Raw genomic sequence first — 22463 nt, forward strand, 5'->3', positions numbered from 1 at the left:
ACGACCCCGAAGGACCCCCGGAACCCGCACACCCGGCGCGACAGCCGGGCCTCAACCATGCCCCGCCCTTTAAATCAGCCCGAACAGCTCACTGACGTGCGTTCAGCGGCTTGAGTCACCGGCCCGTGAAAGACCGAGGCTAACACGCGGGCGCAGCACGACAGAGGTCCCCGACGCGTCTCTCAGCAAACGCATCGGGGACCTCATCAGGTCAGGTCAGAGCGTCATGATCTCCGCCGCCGAGAAGGACTTGCCCTCCGGGCGCCCTGACCAGTGATCGGACACCGCGTCGGCGAACGCCCGGCGGCCCCAGACGCCCCCCTCGGCGTCGAACCGCTTCTCCACGACCGGAGCCTCGACCAGCGCGACCATCCCGCCGTATACCACGAACAGCTGACCGGTGACTTCGGCGGCCGCCGGGGACGCCAGATAGGACACCAGGTCCGCGACCCGGTCGGGCGACAGCGGGTCGGGCCCCTTCGAGTCGTCCCAGTCCTCGAAGACGCCCTCGGTCATCCCGGTGCGCCCCCGGGGGGCGATCGCGTTGGCCGTGCAGCCGATCCTGGAGAGCGCGCGGGAGGCCGAGAGTGTGAGTGCGGTGATCCCCGCTTTCGCGGCGCCGTAGTTGGCCTGACCGGGAGGTCCGAAGAGCCCCGCCTCGGAGGAGGTGTTGACGAGTCGTCCGTAGACCGGCGCGTCGGACTTCTTGCTCTCACCCCGCCAGTACGCCGCCGCGTTGCGGGTGAGGAGGAAGTGCCCGCGCAGGTGCACCCTGACCACGGCGTCGAAGTCGTCGTCGTCCATGTTGAACAACATCTTGTCCCGGGTGATACCGGCGTTGTTCACCACCACGTGCAGGCCCCCGAGTCGCAGCGCCTCGGCCACCATCGCGTCCGCGGTCTCCCGCTCGGACACGTCGCCCACCACGAGCGCCGCCTTCGCTCCCGCCGCCTCGATGTCGGCGATGACGGCGTCCGTCGCCTCGGACGACCGGATGTCGTTGATCACCACGGCCGCCGCGCCCGAGCGCGCCAGCTCCACGGCTTCCGCGGCTCCCAGTCCGGAACCGGACCCGGTGACGACCGCTACGCGTCCGTCGAGGGAGAGGTCCGTCCCGAGGCCCTCCCGACCCGGACCCGGCGTCACTCCGCGACCTTGAGTGCTGCCATCGGACACTTCTCGACGGCCTTGAGTGCTCGCTTCTGCAACTCCTCGGGGACCTCGTCGACGACCACGCGCACCACCTCGTCGTCGTCGTCCAGCTCGAAGACCTTCGGGGCGAGCCCGACGCACACGGCCTGCCCCTCGCAGCGGTCGGGATCCACGTCAATTCTCATACCCGTCCTCCTTGGCCGGGCCCGCGGCCACTGTGGCCGCGGGCATGATTCGATACTATGTGAGTCACGACACTAGAACGTGTTCCACTCGAGACGAGCTTAGGGCATATGGACATCACCTACACCCCGGACCAACAACGGCTGCGCGGAGAGTTGCGCGAGTACTTCTCCGCCCTGATGACCCCCGAACGCCGGGAGGCCTTCACCTCCACCACCGGCGAATACGGCCACGGCAACGCCTACCGCGAGATCGTCGCCGAGATGGGCCGCGACGGCTGGCTCACGTTGGGCTGGCCAGAGGAGTTCGGCGGGCGGAACCGCCCGATGGTGGAACAGTTGATCTTCACCGACGAGGCCGCGATCGCCGGAGTGCCCGTGCCCTTCCTCACCATCAACTCGGTCGCGCCGACGATCATGGCGTTCGGCTCCGATGAGCAGAAGAGCTACTTCCTGCCCCGGATCAGTCGCGGGGAGCTGCACTTCGGTATCGGCTATTCCGAGCCCGAATCGGGGACCGACCTGGCCTCCCTCAAGACCCGGGCCGTCCGCGAACCCGGGACCGGCCAACACGCGGGGCACGATGTCTACCGCATCAACGGCCAGAAGATGTGGACCTCACTCGTGGCGTACGCGGACTGGATCTGGCTGGCCGCCCGCACCGATCCGGACGCCAAGCGGCACAAGGGCATCTCGATGATCATGGTGCCCACGGACGCCGAGGGGTTCTCGTGGACCCCGGTGCACACGATGGCCGGCCCGGACACCAGCGCGACGTACTACCAGGACGTGGTGGTGCCCGCCAGCAACCTGGTCGGGCCCGAGCACGGGGGCTGGCCTCTGATGACCAACCAGCTCAACCACGAGCGGGTCGCCCTCACCGCCGCCGGTCCGCTCCAGGCCTCGCTGAGGCAGGTCCTGGAGTGGGCGCGCACCACCCGGTCGAGCGACGTCGGGCTCCCCGGTGGCGGCGACGTGATCGACAACGAATGGGTGCGCAGCCACCTGGCCCGGGTCCACGCGATGGCCGAGTACCTGGCCCTGCGCAACTGGGAGATCGTCTCGGCCGACTCCGCGACGCCCACACGCATCGCGGCGTCGGCGACGAAGGTGTACGGCACCGAGACCGCGTGCGAGGCATACCGGCTCCTCATGGAGGTGCTGGGCACCGCCGGGGCCCAACGCTCCCACTCCCCCACCACGGCCCTCCACGGCCGCATCGAGAGACTGCACCGGTCCGCGCTGATCCTCACCTTCGGCGGAGGCACCAACGAGGTCCAACGCGACATCATCGCCGCCGCCGGGCTGGGACTCCCCCCGGCGCCCCGCATCGCCCCCGCCACGGCCAGCAAGGAGCGCTGACATGGATTTCCGCGTCGACGACACCACCACCGACCTGACCGCCCTCGTCCGCGACATGGGTGAGCGGCTGGTCACCGACGATTCACTCCGCGAACTCGACGCCCGCTTCGGACCCGGCACGGAGGCCGACAGCGGAGGAGACCGGGCGACCGCGCGGTTCCATGCCCGCTACTGGGAGGAACTGGTCCGCGCCGGCGTGCCCGCCGCCCTCGCCCCGGAGTCGCTCGGCGGCGCCGGGCTCGGCGTCGTGGGCGAGGCCCTGGTCCTGCGCGAGCTGGGCCGCGTCCTCGCGCCCGTTCCGCTCTCCCCCGCGATCCGCGCCGCCCACCTGCTCGACGCCGCCGGCCTGTCCGACCGGGCCGCGACCATCGCCGAGGGCCGCGAGATCGCGGCAGTCGGTGACGGGGCCTCACCCGAGGTCGACTGGGCGCCGATCGCCGACGTGATCGTCCAGACCACGTCGGGCGGCCTCCGGGTGACAGACCGGGCCTCCGCCTCGGTCGAGCGGACCGTGCCCGTTGACTTCTCGTGCGCGGGTCTCGTCTCCGACACCGGGCCGGAGCCCAGCCCCCTCGAGCCCAGCCCCCTGGCGGGCACGGCCCTCGAGGTCGACGCCCTGCGCCGACGCGTGCACCTGGCCGCCTACCAGTGGGGGGTGATCGAGGCCGCTCTCGAGCGCACCGCCGCGTACGCGAGCACCCGCCACCAGTTCGGCCGACCCATCGGCTCCTTCCAGGCGGTGGCCGCGAGACTGGCCGACGGGTCGATCGACGTGGACGCCGTACGGCTCAGCACCCTGCGCGCGGCCTATGAACTCGACGCGTGTAGCGGGCTGCCCGGGGCGCCCGCCCACGCCGCGGTGGCATCCGCCCATTTCTGGGCGTGCGACGCCGGTCACCGCCTCGCCCACACCGCGGTCCACGTCCACGGAGGCGTCGGGCTGGACCGCTCCGAGCCCGCCCACCGCTTCTTCCTCGCGGCCAAGGCCGGGGAGTTCCGTCTGGGCGGGGCCACCCGGCAGCTGATCGACCTGGGCGGGGTGCTCGCCGATCACGGCGACCCCTGGGAGTACTCCGCGTGACCGGGTCCGTGCGGACCATCGCGGACGTCGCGGCCGGGCCGCACGCCTCGGTGGCCCGGGCGGTACACGCTCTTCGCGACGTGCGGGACCGCGGCATCTGGTCCGACGGCGAGTTGACCCCCTGGTCGCGGGCGGTCGTCGAGGTGGCGGTGCGGATCGCGGCGCTGCGTGAGGTGCTGGGGTCGTCGTCATCATCACCATCGACCGGTCCGCTGCCCCATGTCGGCCTCCTGCTGTCCGGGACCCCCGAGTATCTCCATCTGCTCGGTGCGGCCGCGTGCTCGGAGATCGTCGTGGCCGGGCTCAACCCCACCCGCCGCGGCGCGGCCCTGGCCCGCGACGCCGCGCTCGCCGACTGTGCGCTGATCCTCACGGACGCCGACCACGCCGGGTTGCTGGACGATCTGACGATCGACGTGCCGGTGATCTCGGTGGATTCCCCGGAGTGGACCGATCTTCTGGCCCGCCACGCTGGCGCCGAGGCGCCGGACCTGTCCACTGTTCCGGCGGGTCCCGACGACCTGGTCGCCCTGGTCTTCACCTCGGGCACCAGCGGCGACCCCAAGGCCGTCCGGATCACCCAGTCCAAGATCTCGGTTCCGGGGCGCATGTTGGCGGACCGGTTCGGGATCGGCCCCGACGACTGCGTGTACAGCGCCATGCCACTGTTCCACTCCAACGCGGTCATGGTGGCCTGGCCGATCGCCCTCTTCACGGGCTGCTCGATCGCCTTGCGCCGCCGGTTCTCCGCCTCCCACTGGCTCGACGACGTCCGTCGCCACGAGTGCACCTTCGCCAACTACGTCGGTGCGCCGCTGTCCTACATCCTCGCCACGCCGGAGAGACCCGACGACGGCGAGAACCCGATGCGCGTGGTGTACGGCAACGAGGCGCCCGCGCAGGTGCGCCGGGAATTCGCCCGCCGCTTCGGTGTGACCGTGGTGGACGGGTTCGGCTCGAGCGAGGGCGGGGTCTCCGTGTCCCGCACCCCGGACACTCCCGACGCCGCACTCGGGCCGCGTCCGGCCGGTGTGTCGATCATCGACCCCGAGACCGGTGCACCGTGCCCACGCGCCCGGTTCGACGCGGCCGGCGTACTGCTCAACGCCGACGAGGCAATCGGCGAGATGGTCGCCGAAGGACCCGGCCTGTTCGCGGGGTACTACGGCGACCCCGCCGCCGACGCCGAACGCATGCGCGGGGGGCGGTTCCACTCCGGCGATCTGGCCTACGTCGATGACGACGGGTGGATCTACTTCGCGGGACGGTCCGGTGGCTGGATGCGGGTCGACGGGGAGAACCTGGCCGCCGCCCCGATCGAACGCGTCCTGCGCCGACACCCCGACGTCGCCGAGGTGGGCGTGTACGCCGTCCCCGCGGGCGAGGTCCGCGGCTCGGGCACGATCGGAGACGCCGTGGCCGCGGGGGTCGTACTGCGGGACGGCGCGGACCCCGTCGGGATGGCCGCGGGCCTGGGGGAATTCCTCGCCGACCAGTCCGACCTGGGCCCCAAGCAGTGGCCGTCACTGTTGCGGGTGACCACCGCGCTCCCCCGCACCGCGAGCTTCAAGTTCAGGGCCCGCGACCTGACCGAGCGGGGGACGGATCCCGCCGGGGATCTCGTCTGGTCGCGTGCGGACGGTCACAGGACGTTCACGCCCGTGTGAGGTGCCGGTAGGTTCTGCGTGTGAACTCCGCACCGCGCCCGAGGGCCGACCGGGCTGACAGGGCCGACGACATGCCCGGCGATGAGGACTTCGGGGTCCCCGCGCTGCCCGAGAAACCGCTGCTCCGCGGGTGGATCCACGCCGGGACCCTCCCGGTGGCCGTGGTCCTCGGTGTGGTCCTGACCGTCCTGGCGGACGGTGCCGCTCTGAAGTGGGCATGTGCGGTCTTCCTGGCCACGTCGTCGCTGCTCTTCGGGATCTCTGCCCTGTACCACCGCCGGACCTGGGGCCCGAGGGCCACCGCGGTCCTGCGTCGGCTGGACCACTCCAACATCTTCCTGCTCATCGCGGGCACCTACACGCCCATGACGGTCGCCGCGCTCGATCCCCCGGCCAGCGCGATCCTGCTGGCGATCGTGTGGTCAGGGGCACTGCTGGGTATCGCGTTCCGCCTGTTCTGGCTGTCGGCGCCCCGGTGGCTGTACGTGGTGCTGTACATCGTCCTCGGGTGGACCGCGGTGTGGTTCGCGGGTGACCTCGTGGAGGCCAACCCCGTGGGGGTCGGCCTCGTCCTCGCCGGCGGTCTCGCCTACACCGGTGGAGCCGTGGTCTACGGGCTCAAGCGCCCGAACCCCGTCCCCGGGGTCTTCGGCTTCCACGAGGTCTTCCACTCCTTCACGGTCCTCGCCTTCGGCTGCCACTGGGCGGCGATGCTGCTGTTCATCACGCAGGCCTGACCACACGAACACAGCCGCCCCCGTCGCAGAACTCTCGCGCGCGCATCAGTGCAGGCAAGAGTTCATGGACGGGGGCGGCTGCGGGAGAGGGCGCCTGCGGGGAGAGGGGTCAGCCCAGGGTGCCGCGCAGGCGCTCCACCGCCGCCTCGTACTCTCTCGCGATCTGGGCCATCGTCTCGGCGACCGGGACGACACCCTCCAGGGAACCGATGATCTGGCCCGCCGGCATGGCCACGACCGACGGATCCTGCGCCTCGGAGATGCGCTGGTGCGCCTCGGCGACGAGGACGTTCTGCAGGGGCATCGGCAGCGGGCTCGGGGCGTCCTCGGCGGCCCACGCCTCGGTCCACTTGCTCTTGAGCAGGCGCGCGGGCTTGCCCGAGTAGATGCGGGTGCGGACGGTGTCGGCACTGGTGGCCGCGACGAGCGCCTCCTGCATCGCCTTGGAGCCGCCGTCATCGCCGTACTCCGCGGCGGTGAGCCACCGGGAGCCCATCCACGCCCCCTCGGCGCCCATGCCGATCGCGGCCGCGACCTGCGAGCCGCTCCCGATCCCGCCGGCGGCCAGCACGGGCGCGCGCCCGTCGAGCGCGGCGACGATCTCCGGCACCAGAACGAGGGTCGCGACCTCGCCGGTGTGGCCGCCGGCCTCCCCGCCCTGGGCGATCACGATGTCGACGCCGTTGTCCACGTGCGCGAGCGCGTGCTTCTTCGCACCGGCGAGCGCGGCGACCTTGATCCCGTTGGCGTGCGCGAGGTCCACGATGTGCTTGGGCGGGGAGCCGAGCGCGTTGGCGATGAGCACCGGGCGGTGCTTGAGTGACATCTCGACGTGCGCCTCGGCGACCGAGTGCAGCCACCCCAGGACACCGGCGTTGTGCTCGGCGTCGTCACCGAGGGGTGGCACCCCGAGGTCGTCCAGGACACGGGAGACGAACGCCTTGTGCTCCTCGGGGATCATCGCGGCGATGTCGGTGGTGCTGCCCTCGGTGGGCACCTTGTTGGGCATGACGATGTCCACGCCGTACGGCTTCCCGTCCGTGTTCTCGTCCATCCAGGTCAGGACCTCGTCGAGCTCGGCCGCGTCGTTGTAGCGGACGCACCCGAGGACGCCCATGCCCCCGGCGCGCGTCACCGCTGCGGCGACAGCCTTGGACGGGGTGAAGGCGAAGACCGGGTACTCGATCCCGAATTCCTCCGCGAGGGGGGTACGGATGCTCACTTGCTGATCTCCTGGCTGTCGTCTGCGGGGCGGGACGCGGCGATCTCCGCGGCCCATCGGTAGTCGGGTTTGCCCGCGGGATTGCGCTTGACCGATTGCTCGACCCATAGCGCCCGCGGGCACTTGTAGCGGGCGATCTCCCGCCGCGCGTGGTCGTTCAGCTCGTCGATCGGCGGACACTTGCCGTCGCGCGTGTGGAGCACGGCGGCGACCTTGTGGCCCATCCGCTCGTCGGGGACGCCGATCACGAGCGCGTCGTACACGTCGGGGTGCGTCTTGAGGGCGGCTTCGACCTCCTCCGGGTGGACCTTCTCGCCTCCGGTGTTGATGGAGACCGATCCGCGACCGAGCATCGTGACGGTGCCGTCCTCCTCGACCCGGGCGTCGTCACCGGGGATCGAGTAGCGCTTCCCGCCGTACGTCTTGAACGTGGCCGCGGTCTTGACCTCGTCCTTGTAGTACCCCACCGGGATGTGCCCGGTGCGCGCGACCTTGCCGATGACCTCGGAACCGGGCTGGACCTCGTTGCCCTCGGAGTCGAGGACCGTGGTCTCCCCGTCGATTTTCACGCGGGGTCCACCGGTGTGGGTCTTGCCCTTCTCCGCGAGCGCGATCCCGGAGAAGCCGGTCTCGGAGGACCCGATCGAGTCCGAGAGCATGACGTTCGGGAACGCCTCGATGAACTGGTCCTTGACCGAGGGCGAGAACAGGGCCGCGGAGGACCCGATGTAGAACAACGACGACGAGTCGTACTTCTCCTCGTCCCATTCCTCGATCAGGGGACGCGCCATGGCGTCTCCCGTGATGAACAGGAGATTGATCTTGTGCTCGGTCACGGTCCGCCAGACGGTCTCGGCGTCGAATTCGGGGATCAGCACGGTGGTGTGGCCCGCGAACAGTGCCATGAGGATCGCCCACTGGGCACCACCGTGGATGAGTGGGGGCAGCGCCGCGCGGACCAGCACGCCACCGTCGACCGCCTTGTTGGCCAGCTCCCACTCGTCGGCGACCTTCTCACCGGTGAGGAAGTCGATGCCGCCGCCGAGGACCATGAACACGTCCTCCTGCCGCCACATCACGCCCTTCGGGGAGCCCGTGGTGCCGCCGGTGTAGAGCATGTAGATGTCGTCGTTCGAGCGCTCACCGAAGTCGCGCTCGGGCGACTGCGCCGCCAGCGCATCGTCGTAGTGGGCGACGGAGACCCCGTCGGGCGTCTGCGGGTCAGGGGTGTCGGTGCCGTCCTCGATGACAAGGCAGTGCCGGACCCCCGGGGTGTTGGGCAGCGCCTGGGCGAGTACGTCAGAGTAGCGGCGCTCGTGGATCACCACGACGGAGTCGGAGTTCTCGAGCAGGTACTCGAGCTCCGCCGGGACGTACCGGTAGTTGACGTTGACCATGACCGCGCGGATCTTGAAGATCGCGACCATCGCCTCGACCGCCTCGATGGTGTTGCGGCTGTACACCGCCACCTTGTCGTCGGGCCCGACGCCGACCGATGTCAGGTGGTGGGCGAGCCTGTTGGCCCGTTCCTCCAGTTCCCTGAAGGTGAAGGACCGCCCCTCCTGGACCAGGACGACCCGGTCCGGAACGCGATCGACACTGTGCTCGACGAGATCTCCGATGGTGTACGCCATACACCCAAAGTAGAACGTGTTACCGTCAGCCATGGGCGAAAGCCGTGAACCCGTGTAACTAATTTTTGGAGGCCCGATGACCCGCGTCGAGACGCCCGAGGACCAGCACCTGCTCACCGAACGACGTGGGCACGTCCTGGTGGTGACCATGAACCGACCCGAGGCCCGCAACGCCCTGTCCGGCCCGATGATGCGCGGCATGGAGACGGCGTGGGACCTGGTGGACTCCGACCCGGACATCCGTGCGTGCATCCTGACCGGTGCGGGCGGGTACTTCTGCGCGGGCGCGGATCTCAAGGCCATGAACAAGGACGCCCCGGGCGACAAGTTCGCGGGCGGGGGCTGGGACCTGACCCGTCTGCCCGCGCTGCTCAAGGGGCGCCGGCTGAGCAAGCCGCTCATCGCCGCCGTCGAGGGGCCCGCGATCGCCGGCGGGACCGAGATCCTGCAGGGCACCGACATCCGGGTCGCCGGCCGGTCGGCGAAGTTCGGCGTCTCCGAGGCCCGCTGGGGCCTGTACCCCCTCGGCGGCTCCGCGGTGCGGCTCGTGCGTCAGATCCCCTACACCGTGGCCATGGAGGTCCTCATGACGGGCCGCCATCTCAGCGCCGAGGAGGCGGAGCGGTTCGGGCTGATCGGCCACGTGGTCGAGGACGGCACCGCCCTGGACAAGGCCCTGGAGATCGCCGAGCTCATCGCCGCGAACGGGCCCCTCGCGGTGCAGGGGATGATCGAGACCATCCGCCGCACCGAGGGCATGCACGAGGAGGAGGCCTTCCGCGTCGACGCCGAGGTCGGCGGCCGGGTCTTCGCCTCCGCCGACGCCAAGGAGGGCCCCCGCGCGTTCGCGGAGAAGCGCAGGCCCGAGTTCCGCGGAGAGTGACCGGCGGCGCGGGCCCGGCTGCATTCCCAGCAGGGCCCGCGCCCGGTTACAAGCCCAGCCGGGTCCGGGCCCGCAGCGCCCCGAGGCACCCCGAGGCCAGCCGCTTCTTGGCCGCGGTGAACGGGGGCGTCATGAACTCGGAGACGTTGACGTTCCAGGAATGCATGGCCACGGCCCGCTCGTGGCTGAACGTGCGGAAGCCGTAGTGCCCGTGGTAGCCGCCCATGCCCGAGTTGCCGACCCCTCCGAAGGGGACGGCCGGGGAGGCCATCCCGATGCCGAAGTCGTTGCCGTAGATGTTCCCCGAGCGCGTGCGGTCGGCCACGAGGTCGAAGCGACTGTTCTTCTCGCCGTACCAGTACAGGACCAGCGGGCTGGGTCGCTCGGTGATGTAGCGCACGGCCTCGTCGAGCCCCCGGTAACCGAAGACCGTGAGCACGGGCCCGAACACCTCGTCCGAGTCGATCTCCATCTCCGGCGTCACGCCGGTGAGCAGCGTGGGGGCGATCTTCCGGACGGACGCGTCCGGTAATCTCTCCCCCGCCGGGGTGGCGTCACGCCGCACCGCGCCCTTGGCCACTGCGTCCTCGATCAGGCCGACGACGCGCTCATAGTTGGACGTGTTGACGATCGCGGTGTACTCGGGGTTGCCCACGATGGCGGGCAGTGTGCGGCGCCACTGGTCCAGGACGGTGTCGCAGAACCTGCCGACGTCGCCCTCGGGGACGAAGACGTAGTCCGAGCACATGCACACCTGGCCACCGTTGATGATGCGGGAGGCCGCGATGCCGCGCGCGGCACGATCGAGGTCGACGCTGGCGTCCACCACCACGGGGTTCTTGCCGCCGAGTTCGAGGGTGACCGGGGTCAGGTTGTCGGCTGCGTCCCTCGCGACGGACCTGCCGACGCCCGGGGACCCGGTGAAGAACAGGTGGTCGAAGGGCAGGCCGGAGAAGTCCGAACCGCGCCCGTGCTCGGGTCCCGCGACGGCCAGTTCGTCGACGGCGAAGTATTCGGGCGCGCGGTCGCAGAGCACCTCTGTCGTGTGGGCGGTGACCGACGACGGCCGGATCATCACCCGGTTGCCCGCCGCGAGCGCCGACCCGGCCGGGACGATGGTCAGGTACAGGGGGAAGTTCCAGGGGCCGATGATCCCGACGACGCCCTTGGGATCATGGCGGACCTGCTGGGTGAACCCCGCCGCGTCGAGGGCCCGGGAGACCCGCGTGGGCTTCATCCACCGGGTGAGGTGGCCGCGCTGATGGTCCAGGTCCGGGATCGACGAGGCGATGTCGGTGATCGTGGAGAACGCCTCAGGCCGGCAACCGTAGTCTTCCCGGATCGCCTCGTTGAACTCGGCCGCGTTGTCCAGCACGAGGCGTTTGAGCCGTTGGATCCGGTCCCGCCGGATCCCGGCGGCGGGCTGTGGGTCGGCGAGGAACGCCTGCTGCTGCCGCTCGAGGATCTGGGCGAGCGTGAGATCACGGGCGGTCGGGGTTCTGGTCATGTGTCCAGGGTAGTGACCGCCCCTCCGGTCGGTTGGGGTTCCGCCTCAGCGGGCGTCCGCCCGGTACGCCTCAGCGGGCGTCCGCCCAGTACGGGTCCTTGAGCGTGCGCTTGACCAGCTTGCCGTTGGCCTGTCGGGGCAGTTCCTCCACCACGTCGATCGACCGCGGCATCTTGAACTTGGCCAGTCGCCCGGAGAGGTCCTCGAGGATCTGGGCCTTGAGCTCGTCGGATTCGACGTATCCCTCGGCCAGCTCCACCACGGCCTTGACCTCCTCGCCCCAGTCGGCGTGCGGGATGCCGAACACCGCCACGTCACGGACGGCGTCGTGGCGGGTCATCTCCGACTCGATCTCGGCAGGGTAGATGTTCACCCCTCCGGAGATGATCATGTCGTTCTTGCGGTCGCACAGGAACAGGTAGCCGTCCGAATCCACGTAGCCGATGTCGCCCATGGTGAACAGCTCGCCGACATAGGTCTTCGCCGTCTTCTCCTTGTCCTGGTGATACTCGAATCTGGATCCGTGCATCTGGAGGTAGACGTTGCCCGTCTCGCCGACGGGGAGCTCGTTGCCGTCGTCGTCGAGGATTTTCAGAGTGGTGGTCTTCCACGGCCGGCCCACGCTCCCGGGCTTGCGCAGCCACTCCTCGCCCGTGATGGTGCAGCCGCCGCCCTCGGTGCCCGCGTAGTACTCGGTCAGGACGGGCCCCCACCAGTCCAGCATCGCCTGTTTGACGTGCTGCGGGCACGGGGCGGCGCCGTGGACGATCGTCCGGAGACTCGACACGTCGTACTTCGCGCGCACGTCCTCCGGCAGTTCGAGCAGTCGCGAGAACTGCGTCGGGACCATGTGGGACTGGGTGACCCCGTGCGCGTCGATCAGACGCAGCATCTCCTCCGGGCCCCACTTGTCCATGAGGACCACCGTCTGACCCAGGTTGAGCGAGATCGCGACGAAGTTGAGCACGGCCGTGTGGTAGAGCGGCGAGCCGCAGATGTGGACGTTGTCCGGGCCCTGGATGCCGAAGCCGGCGAAGAAGAAGTAGTTGGGGACCGTCACCTGATCCGGGGAGGCCCCGGTCAGCGGCCTGCGGACGCCCTTGGGGCGACCGGTGGTGCCCGAGGTGTAGAGCATGGGGGCGCCGAGCGTGCGGTCCGACGGCAAGGAATCCTCACCGTCTGCCGGGACGGCGAGTTCGGACAGCGGCCGGAACCCCGGCACGTCGCCGATCGCGTAGCAGCGGGCGGGGTCGAGTCCGGCCTCCTCCGCGGCGACGGTGGCCACGTCGGCGAACCTCTCGTCGGCCACGAACACCGTCGACCCCGAGTTCTCGAGAATGTAGGCCACCTCGGGACCCGTCAGATGCCAGTTGGCGGGAGCGACATAGAGCCCGATCTCCAGGGCGGCGAAGTAGACCTCGAGGAAGCCGATGCTGTTCGGTGCCATCAGTACGATCCCGTCCCCGGCTCCCAGCCCGAGCGCGCGCAGCCCACGGGCATTGCCGTGTGCGGCCTCCACGAGTTCGCCGAAGGTCACCTGGCGGCCGGAGGCCTCGATCACCGCGACGCGGTCCGGCTCGGCCTCGGCGATCCGGTAGACGCTGGTGACGTGCTCGCCGGTCCGGGGGTCCGGGACTCCGGCGTCGGCGGGGACGGAGGGTGTGGGTGCGCTCATACCCACCAGACTAGAACGTGTTCCTGTTGTAGGTCCAGGTATTGACTCGGAGGACTATTCTCATCCCATGTCCGCTGACCCCTCCGGGGCCCGGGCGATCCGGGCCACCGATGACGACCGCACCGCGGTCATCACCGCGCTCGACTCCGCGTTGGCCAGCGGCCAGCTCGACCAGTTCGAGCACTACGAGCGGGTGCGGGCGGCCACGTCCGCGCGCGACGTCGACGAGCTGCGCCCACTGTTCGCCGACCTCCAGGGTGTGAGGGTCCGACTCCACGGCGACGCCGGTCCGACCTCCGCGTTGTCGCCCACGGGGGGCGTGACCTCGCGGTGGTCCGCGCCTGAATCGCGTCGGCGCCGACCGTGGGGCGCCCTCGCGGGGGCGCTCGTGGTGGCCGCACTGTTGACCGGGGCGTTCGTGGCGTTCTCCGCCTCCGACGACCCGGACCCGGCCGGACGTGAGGTGACGTCCGTCGACCGCCCGGGCCGTGACGGACAGGGCGAGGCGCGCGTTCTGGACGCTCCCGCCCCACTGTCCCCCGAGGGTCTCGAGCGGATCTTCTCGAGCGCCGGTCGGGCATCGGGGTCGGAGCTGGCGACGAGCCTCGTGGTGCACCCCGAGCACGCGGTGCTGGCCTGGACCGACCCGGAGCACCCCAGTCGGACGCTGCGCCAGATCTACCGTGGCGGCTGGTCGGGGTGGGCCGACAGCCCCAGCACCCGCGAGCAGTCGTTCCGGCTGGCCGACCTCGATGCCGCCGTGATCGCGCCGGTCGTCGCCGGAGCCCCCGAGACCCTCGGGATCCCCGGGGAGACCGACGCCTTCCTCAGCGTCGCCGCGGACGACGCCGGCCGGCCGAGCTACACCGTCCACGTGCGCAACGACGTCCATCAGAGCGGCTTCATCGTGGTGGACCACGCGGGCGAGCCGGTGCGCATCACGCCGCCCGGCTGACAGACCGGCTCGGTCGATCAGCCGACTCAGTCGATCAGTCGGCTCAGTGACTCGATCTCCTCTACCGAACGGGCCGTGACCACGAGCATGGTCACGCCCGCGGCCTCCCAGTCGGCGATCTGGGAGCGCACCGAGTCCTCGTCACCGATGATCGCGGTGGCCTCGACCATCTCGTCGGGCACCGCCGCCGCGGCCTCCTCCTTGCGCCCGGAGCGGAACAGCTCGGTGATGCGGTCGACGTCGTCCGCGAAACCCATCCGGCGGAACGCCTCGGCGTGGAAGTTCTTCTCCTCCGCTCCCATGCCGCCGGCGTAGAGAGCGGTGAACGGCTTGTAGGCATCGAGCACCGAGCGCCTGTCGTCGGTGATGTGGAGCTGGCACAGGAACGCCACCTCGAAGTCCTCCCGGGTCCGCCGGGCCCCGGGGCGGGCGAAGCCCTCGTCGAGCCATGCGTTGAACTCGTGGGCGGTCCGCGGTGAGGCCAGGAACCCCAGCCACCCGTCGGCGATCTCGGCCGCGAGCGCGACGTTCTTCGGCCCCTCGGCCCCCAGCCAGATGGGCACGTCCTCGCGCAGGGGGTGGAGGATCGGCTTGAGTGGCTTGCCCAGGCCGGAGGCACCGGGGCCCTGGTACGGCAGCGCGTAGGCGGGGCCGTCGGAGGTGACGGGCGCCTCGCGGCGGAGCACCGCACGGATGATGTCGATGTATTCCCGCGTCCGGGCCAGCGGCTTGGCGAAAGGCTGGCCGTACCAGCCCTCGACCACCTGCGGACCGGAGACGCCCAGGCCCAGACAGAAGCGGCCGCCGGAGAGGTGGTCCAGGGTCATGGTGCTCATCGCGGTGGCCGTGGGCGTCCGGGCGGACAGCTGCACGACCGCCGTGGACAGGCGGATGCGCTCGGTGAGCGAGCCGTACCAGGCGAGCGGGGTGAACGCGTCCGAGCCCCAGGCCTCGGCGGTGAAGACGGTGTCGAACCCCGCCCTGTCCGCCGCCACCACGAGGTCGGCGTGGTTGGTGGGCGGCTGGGCGCCCCAGTATCCGAGCTGCAAGGCGAATTTCATGGGCCCCAGTGTGACCCACGCCGCCGCGGCGTGGGCGAGCCCGCGAAAAGCCACACGCACCGCACTGGAACGTGTTCTACTTGTGGGGTGACATCCAGAGAGATCGTTGTGGACATCATCCCGCCCGACGAGCCCGTGCTCTCGGCACCTCTCGCCCCGTCCTTCGACTACACCCGATCGACCGGGCCGGTCCTCGGCGCGTTCTTCACCGGCCTGCGTGAGGGCCGCCTCGTGGGGACACGCGACTCCCGCGGCGCCGTCCACCTGCCGCCCGTGGAGTTCGACCCCCACACCCACGAGGCCCTGACGGAGTTCGTCGAGGTGGGCTCGGGAACCGGGATCGAGGGCGTCGTCGTCGTCTGGACCTGGGTCCCCGAGCCCGCCGACGTCGCCCCGCTCGACTCGCCCTTCGCGTGGGCACTGGTCCGGTTCGACGGCGCCGACACCGCCATCCTGCTCCCCCTCGCCGCGGACGGTCCCGGGTCCGTGAGCTCCGGGATGCGCGTGCGGTTGCTCTGGTCGGCCGAGCGGACCGGGACCATCCACGACATCGCGTGCGTGGTCCCCGCGGACGCGGCGGGCGACACAGGTTCGGGCGACGACGAGCTGGCGCAGTCCTCCGGGGACGAGGCGGTCTCCATGCTCGTCACGCCGATCGGACTCTCGGTGACCCACACCGCCTCGCCCGCCGAGAGCGAGTTCCTCCGGGCGATCGTGCAGGGCCGGATGCTCGGGCGCAGACGCTCCAACGGGCCCGAGGTCTACGTCCCGCCGCGGGACTACTGCCCCTCGGACGGAGTGGCGATGGGTGAGTACGTGGAGGTCTCCGACGTCGGGACCGTCACCACGTTCGGCATCGTCAACGTGCCGTTCGCGGGCCAGGAGATCAAGCCTCCGTACGTCACCGCGTACATCCTCCTGGACGGGTCGGACGTCCCGATCCAGCACCTTGTACTGGGCTGCGAGGCGTCGGAGGTGCGCATGGGGATGCGCGTCCGTGCGATCTGGACGCCCGAGGCGGACCGCCCCGCCTCGATGAAGGCCATCACGCACTTCGAACCCACCGGCGACCCCGACGCCGACCCCGACTCCTACGCCCATCACCTGTAGAGGACACCCGTGACCCCCACCGCACCCCGGGACGTGGCCGTCGTCGGTTTCGCCCACGCCCGACACACAGAGTCCACATTCGGTACCACCAACGGCGTCGAGATGCTCGCGCCCGTCTTCGCCGAGTGCTACCGCCAGACTGGTCTGGACCGGACCGACATCGACTTCTGGTGCTCCGGCTCCTGCGACTATCTGGCCGGGCGGGCCTTCTCCTTCATCTCCGCCGTTGACACCATCGGCGCGGTGCCCCCCATCAGCGAATCGCACGTGGAGATGGACGCCGCCTGGGCGTTCTTCGAGGCCTACCTCAAGATCGCCACCGGACAGGCCGACACCGCACTGGTCTACGGGTTCGGCAAGGCCTCGGCGAGCACGGACCTCGACTCGGCCATGGCACTGCAGCTCGACCCGTACACGGTCGCGCCGCTCTGGCCGGGTCGGCACCACATCGCCGCGCTCCAGGCCCGCGCGGGGATCGACGCAGGCACGTGGTCGGAGGGCGCGATGGCCTCGGTCGCCGCCCGCGCCACCGGCAGGGACGAACGTGAACTGCTCGCCGAGCCGTACGTGGCCGACCCGCTGCGCCGTCATGACTGCCCGCCGGTCACCGACGGAGCCGGCGCGATCATCCTCGCCTCCGGCGACCGGGCCCGCGAGCTGGTCGACACCCCGGCGTACGTCACCGGCATCGAGCACATCGCCGACTCCGCAGAGTTCGGCGCCCGCGACCTCACCGACTCCCCCTCGGCCCGCGCCGCCGCCGTACGCGCCACCCGGTCGTCGGGGGACCGGCCCGATCTCGGGGGCGTGACCGTCGCCGAACTGCACACCCAGTACACGCACCAGGAGCTGCTCCTGCGTTCCGCGCTGGGCATCGGCGACCACGTGGCCGTGACCCCGTCCGGCGGGTCGTTGTTGGCGGACCCGCTGTTCTCCGCCGGGCTCGAGCGCATCGGGTACGCCGCCAACGACGTCATGGAGGGCCGCACCGAACGCGCCCTCGCCCACGCCACCAGCGGACATCTGCTTCAGCAGAACCTCATCTGCCTCCTGGAAGGACGCCCCGCATGAGCGCCCACAGCTCCGGACTGCCCGCGGCCGTTCTCGGCACCGGCCAGACCCACCACGTCGCCCGTCGCACGGACGTCTCCATGTCCGGGCTCTGCCGCGAGGCGATCGACGCCGCCATGGCCGACGCCGGGGTGGGGTGGGACGAGATCGACGCGGTGGTCGTGGGCAAGGCCCCCGACCTGTTCGAGGGCGTGATGATGCCCGAGCTCATGATGGCCGACGCGCTCGGCGCGGTGGGCAAACCGCTCCTTCGCGTCCACACCGCCGGCTCCGTCGGCGGTTCCACGGCCGTGGTGGCCGCCTCGCACATCCAGTCCGGCCGTTACCGCCGTGTCCTGGCCGTGGCGTGGGAGAAGCAGTCCGAATCCAACGCCATGTGGGCCCTGAGCCTGCCCGTGCCGTTCACCGCCCCCGTCGGCGCGGGAGCCGGCGGGTATTTCGCCCCCCACGTGCGGTCCTACATCCGTACCACCGGCGCCCCGGAGCACGTCGGCGCCATGGTGGCGGTCAAGGACCGACTCAACGGGTCCATCAACCCCCACGCCCACCTCAAGCAGCCCGACCTCACCGTGGACAAGGTGCTGCAGGGGCAGATGCTGTGGGACCCCATCCGCTTCGACGAGACGTGCCCGTCCTCCGACGGCGCGTGCGCGATCGTCCTCGGGGACGCCGCGGCCGCCGAGGAGGTCGAGTCCACCGGCCGCCGTGTCGCGTGGGTGCACGCCACCGCGCTGCGCACCGAGCCCGGAACCTTCGCCGGCCGCGACTACGCTAACCCGCAGGCCAGTCGGGACGCCGCGGCGGCCCTGTGGGCCGAGGCCGGGATCACCGACCCGGCCGAGGAGATCGACGCCGCCGAGATCTACGTCCCGTTCTCGTGGTTCGAGCCCATGTGGTTGGAGAGCCTCGGGTTCGCGGCTCCGGGCGAGGGCTGGCGCATGACCGAGTCCGGCGCCACCGCCCGCGATGGGTCGCTGCCCGTCAACCCCTCCGGCGGGGTGATGTGCTCCAATCCGATCGGCGCGTCCGGAATGCTGCGCTTCGCCGAGGCCGCCCGGCAGGTCATGGGGCGCGCCGAGGAGCACCAGATCCCGGGGGCTCGCAAGGCCCTCGGCCACGCCTACGGTGGCGGGTCCCAGTTCTTCTCCATGTGGGTCGTCGGATCGGAACGCAGGCGATGAGCAACCCCTACCTGGACGAGGACGGCATGTACCGGCCGCTCGAGATGAGCGAGGCGGCGTCGGCGAGTCCCGCCTACGCCGCCGCGCGCCGTTCGTGGGCCGCGACCAACGCCGGCGACCGCGACGCCTGGATCGCCGGATGGAACCCCGAGGGCACCATCGAGGATCCCGTGGGGCCGTCGATGTTCGACGCCGAGGGCATCGGTCACACCGGAACTGAGCGGCTCCTGGAGTTCTGGGAGAAGGCCGTGGCCACCCCGGACCACATCGAGTTCCGGTTCGACCGAGGGATCGCCGCGGGCGACGAACTCCTCTGCGTCGGCACCATGCGGACCCACATGGGCTCCGACATCATGGAGATCGACATCGCCGTGGACTACCGGGTCGACTCCCAGGGGCAGCTCGTGAACCTCCGCGCCTTCTGGGAACAGGACGTGGCCATGGCCTCAGGACTACGACCGCTGACCGACGACGACCGCGCCGCCATCGCCGGTGCCGTCAAAAAGGACGTCTGACATGCCACGTGTAGTGGACGCCGAGTTCTCCGTCCCCATCTCCTTCTCCCCGGTCGACCAGATCATGGACATCGCCCGCGGGGCCGAGGCCGCCGGTTTCGACCGGATCGTCCTGCCCGACTCGCTGTTCCACCCGCGACGGCAGGACGAGGACTACCCGTACACCCCGGACGGTTCGCGGATGTGGGACGCCGACACCCAGTGGGTCGAGCCCCTCGTCGCGTCCGCAGCCATGGGCGGGGCCACCTCCCGCATCCGTTTCTGCCCGCAGGTGCTCAAGGTCGGCCCGCGCAATCCGCTGCTGCTCACCAGGCAGGTGGCGTCGGTGGCGCTGCTGACGGGGAACCGGCTGGATCTGGGCGTGGGGATCGGCTGGGACCCCAACGAGTTCGAGTGGTGCGGCGCGCCGTTCAAGGGCCGCGGCAAGCGCACGGACGAGTCGCTGGCGATCGTGCGCGAAGCCCTGCGGGGTGAGTGGATGGACTTCCACGGCCAGCACTTCGACTTCGACGAGCTGATCTTCACCCCCGCCCCCAGCGAGCAGGTGCCGTTCTACGTGGGCGGTCACACCGAGATCGCGCTCAAGCGGGCCGCGCGGGTGGGCCAGGGTTGGACCAGCGCCATGATGGGCTACGACGAGATCGTCACCACTGTCCGGCGGCTGGGCGAACTGCTCGAGGCCGACGGCCGCTCACTGGCCGACCGCGGCGACGGGAAACCCTTCGCGATCCAGGTGGTCTGCCTCGACCGCTTCGGCACCCGGGGCTTCACGGAGTTGGCCGAGGCCGGGGTCACCGACATCATCGTGATGCCGTGGATGATCGACGGCCACGGATTCGACTGCTCCACCCAGCAGAAACTCGACTCCATCGCGGCCTTCGGCGAGAAGTACGGCCTCGGCTCCTGAGCTACTGACGGTCTCGTCAGCCCGCGGCCAGGCTGCCTGGCGGACATGCCCCCACGGTTGGCGGACTTGCCCCCGCGGTTGGCGGACATGCCCCCGGGGTTGGCGGACATGCCCCCGGGGTTGGCGGACTTCTCGTGCGATTCCGGGCCGGTTTTTGGCACCTCCTGCCCGCCAGCTGAGGAAGCATGTCCGCCAACTCGGGGGAGCGGGTCCGCCCGGTCTGCAGGACCGCCACGTGAGCCAGGCGGACTGAACTCGTCGTGGTTCCTGTGAATCGTCGTCAACCCCGTCCACATTGACGTCGTCACCCGCCGGTCGACACGTGATGACCGGTCAGGATTGCCGACATGAGACGCGACCGGCGATTCCGAGACACCCGGCCTCCCACCCCGCTCCCCGCCTCGTTGGCGGATGCGGTTGCAGACGGGCAGCCATTCGCAGCGAGCCCGGCCCTCGAGACCGGACTCGTGACGAGATACTCGCTCCGATCGGCGTTCAGAATGATCGTTCCCGGTGTGTATGCCGCGAAGGGGGCGCGGCTGAGCAGGTGGGACTTCATACGTGCAGTCGACATCTGGGCGCCTGCAGACGCGGTGATCGGAGGGTGGTCCGCCGCGTATCTCCACGGGGAACACTGGTACTCGACAGAGCGGGGCAACGGCGTCGTCGATGTCTTCACCTCAGCAGAGCCCCGCGTGCCGACCGGGGTTCGGGAGCGCAGGCTGCGGCAACCCATCCCGGCCGCGGACGCGTGCGAGATCGGCGGAATACGAATTACCGCACCAGCCCGAACCGCGGTCGACGTGGCAAGGTGGTCCACTGGCGCTGATCGGAAGATCTGCATCGTGGACTCCGTGTGCTCCGCCACCAACACCAGCGTTCGCGCGGTTGCCGACGCTGCAACGCGGATGCCCGGCCAACACGGGGTCTCGAGGGTGGTTCGACTGCTCGACGCCTGCGACGCGGACGCGCACTCTCCGCAGGAGAGCCTCCTCCGGCTCAGAATCGAGCGCTCTTCACTGCCTCAGCCTGTCTCGCAGTTCGAGATATGCGAACCGTCGGGACATCTCCTTACGATTGCCGACCTCGCGTACGCCCGCGAGAAAGTCGCGATCTTCTACGACGGCAAGCACCACGGAGATCCGGAACAGTGGCGCCGGGACCTCCGGATCACCGCTCGGTTGGCGGACCTTGGCTGGCAGGTCGTCCGTGTGACAACGGGAATGCGCCCGGAAGAGGTCATGGGCCACATCGCGAGTGCCCTGACCCGCGCCCGACGAGACCTCCGGCACCTGACTTCATCCTGAACGAGCCCTCGCGTGGCAGCTGGCGGACACCCCTCGCAGCTGGCGGACCCGATATGCGAAAACCGGGCCTGAAACGAGCAAAGGGTCCGCCAGCCCGAAGCGCCTGTCCGCCAGCCCGAAGCTCTTGTCCGCCAACCAGGCTCGGAGCAGTCGGGGTGATTGCTGGAGAGGTAGTCGGATGCGAGCTCGGGCGGGGGCGGGGTGACATGCGCCTGCCGAGTGCCTCAGGCAGGAACGGAGGCCGCGATGTCCGCCAGGCAGGTGAGGATCTCCCGGTGGGTGTCCTCCGTCGCCTCCAGGTGCATGAGGTGCCCCGCCGGCGAGGAGATCGCGCGGACCATGCGGACGTCGTCGTGGTGTCGCCCGAGTTTCGAGAGCGGATCCCGTCCGTGGAAGCCCTCGAGGTCCGGGTCGTGCTCAGAGTAGAGGAAGTAGAACGGCACCGGGTTTGTCTGTCGCTCGAACTCCTTACGCGCTGACCAGGACACGTCCATCGCCCGATACCACTGCAACGGGCCGGCGAACCCCGTGCGGGCGTACTCGGCCTCGTAGACGTCCATCTCCTCGACCGAGAGCCAGCGCCACGGTAGCGGCGGCGCCTCGGGCAGCGCCTCGAGATAGGTAGACCCCGGGGGGTGCTGCCACACGTCGAGGTAGTGGTAGTCCGCCGACAGCGCGTAGAAGACCCTGGTGAGGAACTCCCGCTCGCGACCGGCGAGATCGGCCTCGGCCACTCCCGGCTGCGAGAAGTAGTGGAGGTGCAGGAAGTGCTTCTCGGCCATCATCGCCGAGCCCTCCAGCGGCGGGACCGTCCCGGCGGTACCCATGAACGGGTTCTCCATCCCGATCACCGCGCGGACCCGGCCGGGTTCCAGATGGCAGGTGTCGTACGCGACGCCCGCCCCGAAATCGAAACCCACCAGCACGACCCGCCCAGCCCCCTCGGCGTCACACACCGCGAGGACGTCGTCGACCACCTCGCGCGGCGAGTAGGCCTCCACGTCGGCGGGCGCGGCCGACCGTCCCATGCCACGCAGGTCCGGTGCGATGACCCGCCACCCCGCGGCGGCGAGGGCGGGGATCATGCGGTGCCAGGTGAACCAGAAGTGCGGGAACCCGTGGAGGAGGACCACTGTGCCCGGGGAGCCGGCCGTGGGGGCGGGCTCGGGGGCCGGCTCGGCGACGACGTAGTGCAGCCGAACGCCGTTGCGGTCGACGTAGCGGTGGTCGGACACGGAGCCGGACTTCAGGACG

20 protein-coding genes are annotated in these 22463 nt (G+C 70.3%); 12 read left to right on the forward strand and 8 right to left on the reverse strand.

Annotated elements, in window-relative coordinates; all coding sequences use genetic code 11:
* Positions 1-216 precede the first annotated feature (216 nt).
* Positions 217-1146, reverse strand: coding sequence for a 3-oxoacyl-ACP reductase (locus tag H483_RS21675; protein ID WP_017835336.1), 930 nt, complete (start codon positions 1144-1146; stop codon positions 217-219).
* Positions 1143-1337: a ferredoxin gene (locus H483_RS21680; protein ID WP_031264415.1), complete on the reverse strand. Its 195-nt coding sequence runs from the start codon at positions 1335-1337 to the stop codon at positions 1143-1145. The genes H483_RS21675 and H483_RS21680 overlap by 4 nt, the downstream gene beginning before the upstream one ends.
* Before the next feature lie 108 nt (positions 1338-1445).
* Between H483_RS21680 and H483_RS21685 the strand changes: the two genes are divergently transcribed.
* From H483_RS21685 to H483_RS21700, 4 genes are read left to right on the forward strand one after another with little or no spacing between them, the layout of a single operon-like run.
* A complete protein-coding gene (locus tag H483_RS21685; RefSeq protein WP_017835338.1) occupies positions 1446-2696 on the forward strand; it encodes an acyl-CoA dehydrogenase family protein in 1251 nt (416 codons plus the stop codon).
* A 1-nt stretch (position 2697) separates the two neighbouring features.
* Positions 2698-3777 (forward strand): acyl-CoA dehydrogenase family protein, encoded by a 1080-nt coding sequence (locus tag H483_RS21690; RefSeq protein WP_017835339.1) that lies wholly within the window; start codon positions 2698-2700, stop codon positions 3775-3777.
* Positions 3774-5444, forward strand: a complete 1671-nt coding sequence (locus tag H483_RS21695) for an AMP-binding protein (protein ID WP_017835340.1) — start codon at positions 3774-3776, stop codon at positions 5442-5444. The genes H483_RS21690 and H483_RS21695 overlap by 4 nt, the downstream gene beginning before the upstream one ends.
* Positions 5445-5464: 20 nt before the next feature.
* The gene (locus H483_RS21700; protein ID WP_017835341.1) at positions 5465-6181 is read left to right on the forward strand and encodes a hemolysin III family protein; all 717 of its coding nucleotides are present in this window, start codon (positions 5465-5467) and stop codon (positions 6179-6181) included.
* Positions 6182-6290: 109 nt separating this feature from the next.
* On the opposite strand, the gene H483_RS21705 is transcribed toward H483_RS21700, so the two are convergent.
* Both H483_RS21705 and H483_RS21710 read right to left on the reverse strand, forming a co-directional pair.
* Positions 6291-7397 carry a nitronate monooxygenase family protein gene (locus H483_RS21705; protein WP_031264416.1) on the reverse strand — a complete coding sequence of 369 codons (1107 nt, stop codon included), beginning with the start codon at positions 7395-7397 and terminating at the stop codon, positions 6291-6293.
* Between the two features lie 2 nt (positions 7398-7399).
* A complete protein-coding gene (locus tag H483_RS21710) occupies positions 7400-9037 on the reverse strand; it encodes an acyl-CoA synthetase (RefSeq protein ID WP_017835343.1) in 1638 nt (545 codons plus the stop codon).
* Between the two features lie 76 nt (positions 9038-9113).
* On the opposite strand from H483_RS21710, the gene H483_RS21715 reads away from it, so the two are divergent.
* Positions 9114-9920, forward strand: coding sequence for a crotonase/enoyl-CoA hydratase family protein (locus tag H483_RS21715; RefSeq protein ID WP_017835344.1), 807 nt, complete (start codon positions 9114-9116; stop codon positions 9918-9920).
* Between the two features lie 46 nt (positions 9921-9966).
* Here H483_RS21715 and H483_RS21720 read toward each other — a convergent pair whose 3' ends face one another.
* Together H483_RS21720 and H483_RS21725 are read right to left on the reverse strand one after the other, a co-directional pair.
* Positions 9967-11427 (reverse strand): aldehyde dehydrogenase family protein, encoded by a 1461-nt coding sequence (locus H483_RS21720; RefSeq protein ID WP_017835345.1) that lies wholly within the window; start codon positions 11425-11427, stop codon positions 9967-9969.
* 70 nt (positions 11428-11497) lie between these two features.
* Positions 11498-13102 carry an acyl-CoA synthetase gene (locus H483_RS21725; protein ID WP_017835346.1) on the reverse strand — a complete coding sequence of 535 codons (1605 nt, stop codon included), beginning with the start codon at positions 13100-13102 and terminating at the stop codon, positions 11498-11500.
* 67 nt (positions 13103-13169) lie between these two features.
* On the opposite strand from H483_RS21725, the gene H483_RS21730 reads away from it, so the two are divergent.
* The gene (locus H483_RS21730; protein WP_017835347.1) at positions 13170-14057 is read left to right on the forward strand and encodes a DUF1707 domain-containing protein; all 888 of its coding nucleotides are present in this window, start codon (positions 13170-13172) and stop codon (positions 14055-14057) included.
* A gap of 26 nt (positions 14058-14083) precedes the next feature.
* Here the strand turns inward: H483_RS21730 and H483_RS21735 are convergent, their stop codons facing one another.
* The gene (locus H483_RS21735) at positions 14084-15118 is read right to left on the reverse strand and encodes an LLM class F420-dependent oxidoreductase (RefSeq protein WP_017835348.1); all 1035 of its coding nucleotides are present in this window, start codon (positions 15116-15118) and stop codon (positions 14084-14086) included.
* 87 nt (positions 15119-15205) lie between these two features.
* Here H483_RS21735 and H483_RS21740 point away from each other — a divergent pair, with 87 nt between their 5' ends.
* From H483_RS21740 to H483_RS21765, 6 genes are all read left to right on the forward strand, one after another.
* On the forward strand, positions 15206-16228 hold the full coding sequence (locus H483_RS21740; RefSeq protein ID WP_238556200.1) for a Zn-ribbon domain-containing OB-fold protein: 1023 nt from the start codon (positions 15206-15208) through the stop codon (positions 16226-16228).
* A 9-nt stretch (positions 16229-16237) separates the two neighbouring features.
* A complete protein-coding gene (locus H483_RS21745; protein ID WP_017835350.1) occupies positions 16238-17299 on the forward strand; it encodes a thiolase domain-containing protein in 1062 nt (353 codons plus the stop codon).
* On the forward strand, positions 17296-18480 hold the full coding sequence (locus H483_RS21750) for a thiolase domain-containing protein (RefSeq protein WP_017835351.1): 1185 nt from the start codon (positions 17296-17298) through the stop codon (positions 18478-18480). The genes H483_RS21745 and H483_RS21750 overlap by 4 nt, the downstream gene beginning before the upstream one ends.
* Positions 18477-18995 carry a nuclear transport factor 2 family protein gene (locus tag H483_RS21755; RefSeq protein WP_017835352.1) on the forward strand — a complete coding sequence of 173 codons (519 nt, stop codon included), beginning with the start codon at positions 18477-18479 and terminating at the stop codon, positions 18993-18995. The genes H483_RS21750 and H483_RS21755 overlap by 4 nt, the downstream gene beginning before the upstream one ends.
* Position 18996: 1 nt before the next feature.
* A complete protein-coding gene (locus tag H483_RS21760; RefSeq protein ID WP_031264419.1) occupies positions 18997-19902 on the forward strand; it encodes a TIGR03619 family F420-dependent LLM class oxidoreductase in 906 nt (301 codons plus the stop codon).
* A 467-nt stretch (positions 19903-20369) separates the two neighbouring features.
* On the forward strand, positions 20370-21209 hold the full coding sequence (locus H483_RS21765) for a type IV toxin-antitoxin system AbiEi family antitoxin (RefSeq protein WP_152427826.1): 840 nt from the start codon (positions 20370-20372) through the stop codon (positions 21207-21209).
* A 224-nt stretch (positions 21210-21433) separates the two neighbouring features.
* Here H483_RS21765 and H483_RS21770 read toward each other — a convergent pair whose 3' ends face one another.
* Positions 21434-22444 carry an alpha/beta fold hydrolase gene (locus H483_RS21770; protein WP_017835355.1) on the reverse strand — a complete coding sequence of 337 codons (1011 nt, stop codon included), beginning with the start codon at positions 22442-22444 and terminating at the stop codon, positions 21434-21436.
* Positions 22445-22463: the final 19 nt, after the last annotated feature.

Source organism: Dietzia sp. UCD-THP (genome assembly GCF_000349585.1).
In the GTDB taxonomy this organism is placed as follows: domain Bacteria; phylum Actinomycetota; class Actinomycetes; order Mycobacteriales; family Mycobacteriaceae; genus Dietzia; species Dietzia natronolimnaea_A.

Excerpts from the sequence above, each read along its gene's own strand:
- H483_RS21685 (WP_017835338.1), top strand. The coding sequence starts at position 1,446 with ATGGACATCACCTACACCCCGGACCAACAACGGCTGCGCGGAGAGTTG.
- H483_RS21725 (WP_017835346.1), bottom strand. The coding sequence starts at position 13,102 with ATGAGCGCACCCACACCCTCCGTCCCCGCCGACGCCGGAGTCCCGGAC.
- H483_RS21690 (WP_017835339.1), top strand. The coding sequence starts at position 2,698 with ATGGATTTCCGCGTCGACGACACCACCACCGACCTGACCGCCCTCGTC.
- H483_RS21720 (WP_017835345.1), bottom strand. The coding sequence starts at position 11,427 with ATGACCAGAACCCCGACCGCCCGTGATCTCACGCTCGCCCAGATCCTC.
- H483_RS21750 (WP_017835351.1), top strand. The coding sequence starts at position 17,296 with ATGAGCGCCCACAGCTCCGGACTGCCCGCGGCCGTTCTCGGCACCGGC.
- H483_RS21710 (WP_017835343.1), bottom strand. The coding sequence starts at position 9,037 with ATGGCGTACACCATCGGAGATCTCGTCGAGCACAGTGTCGATCGCGTT.
- H483_RS21755 (WP_017835352.1), top strand. The coding sequence starts at position 18,477 with ATGAGCAACCCCTACCTGGACGAGGACGGCATGTACCGGCCGCTCGAG.
- H483_RS21715 (WP_017835344.1), top strand. The coding sequence starts at position 9,114 with ATGACCCGCGTCGAGACGCCCGAGGACCAGCACCTGCTCACCGAACGA.
- H483_RS21730 (WP_017835347.1), top strand. The coding sequence starts at position 13,170 with ATGTCCGCTGACCCCTCCGGGGCCCGGGCGATCCGGGCCACCGATGAC.
- H483_RS21735 (WP_017835348.1), bottom strand. The coding sequence starts at position 15,118 with ATGAAATTCGCCTTGCAGCTCGGATACTGGGGCGCCCAGCCGCCCACC.
- H483_RS21680 (WP_031264415.1), bottom strand. The coding sequence starts at position 1,337 with ATGAGAATTGACGTGGATCCCGACCGCTGCGAGGGGCAGGCCGTGTGC.
- H483_RS21760 (WP_031264419.1), top strand. The coding sequence starts at position 18,997 with ATGCCACGTGTAGTGGACGCCGAGTTCTCCGTCCCCATCTCCTTCTCC.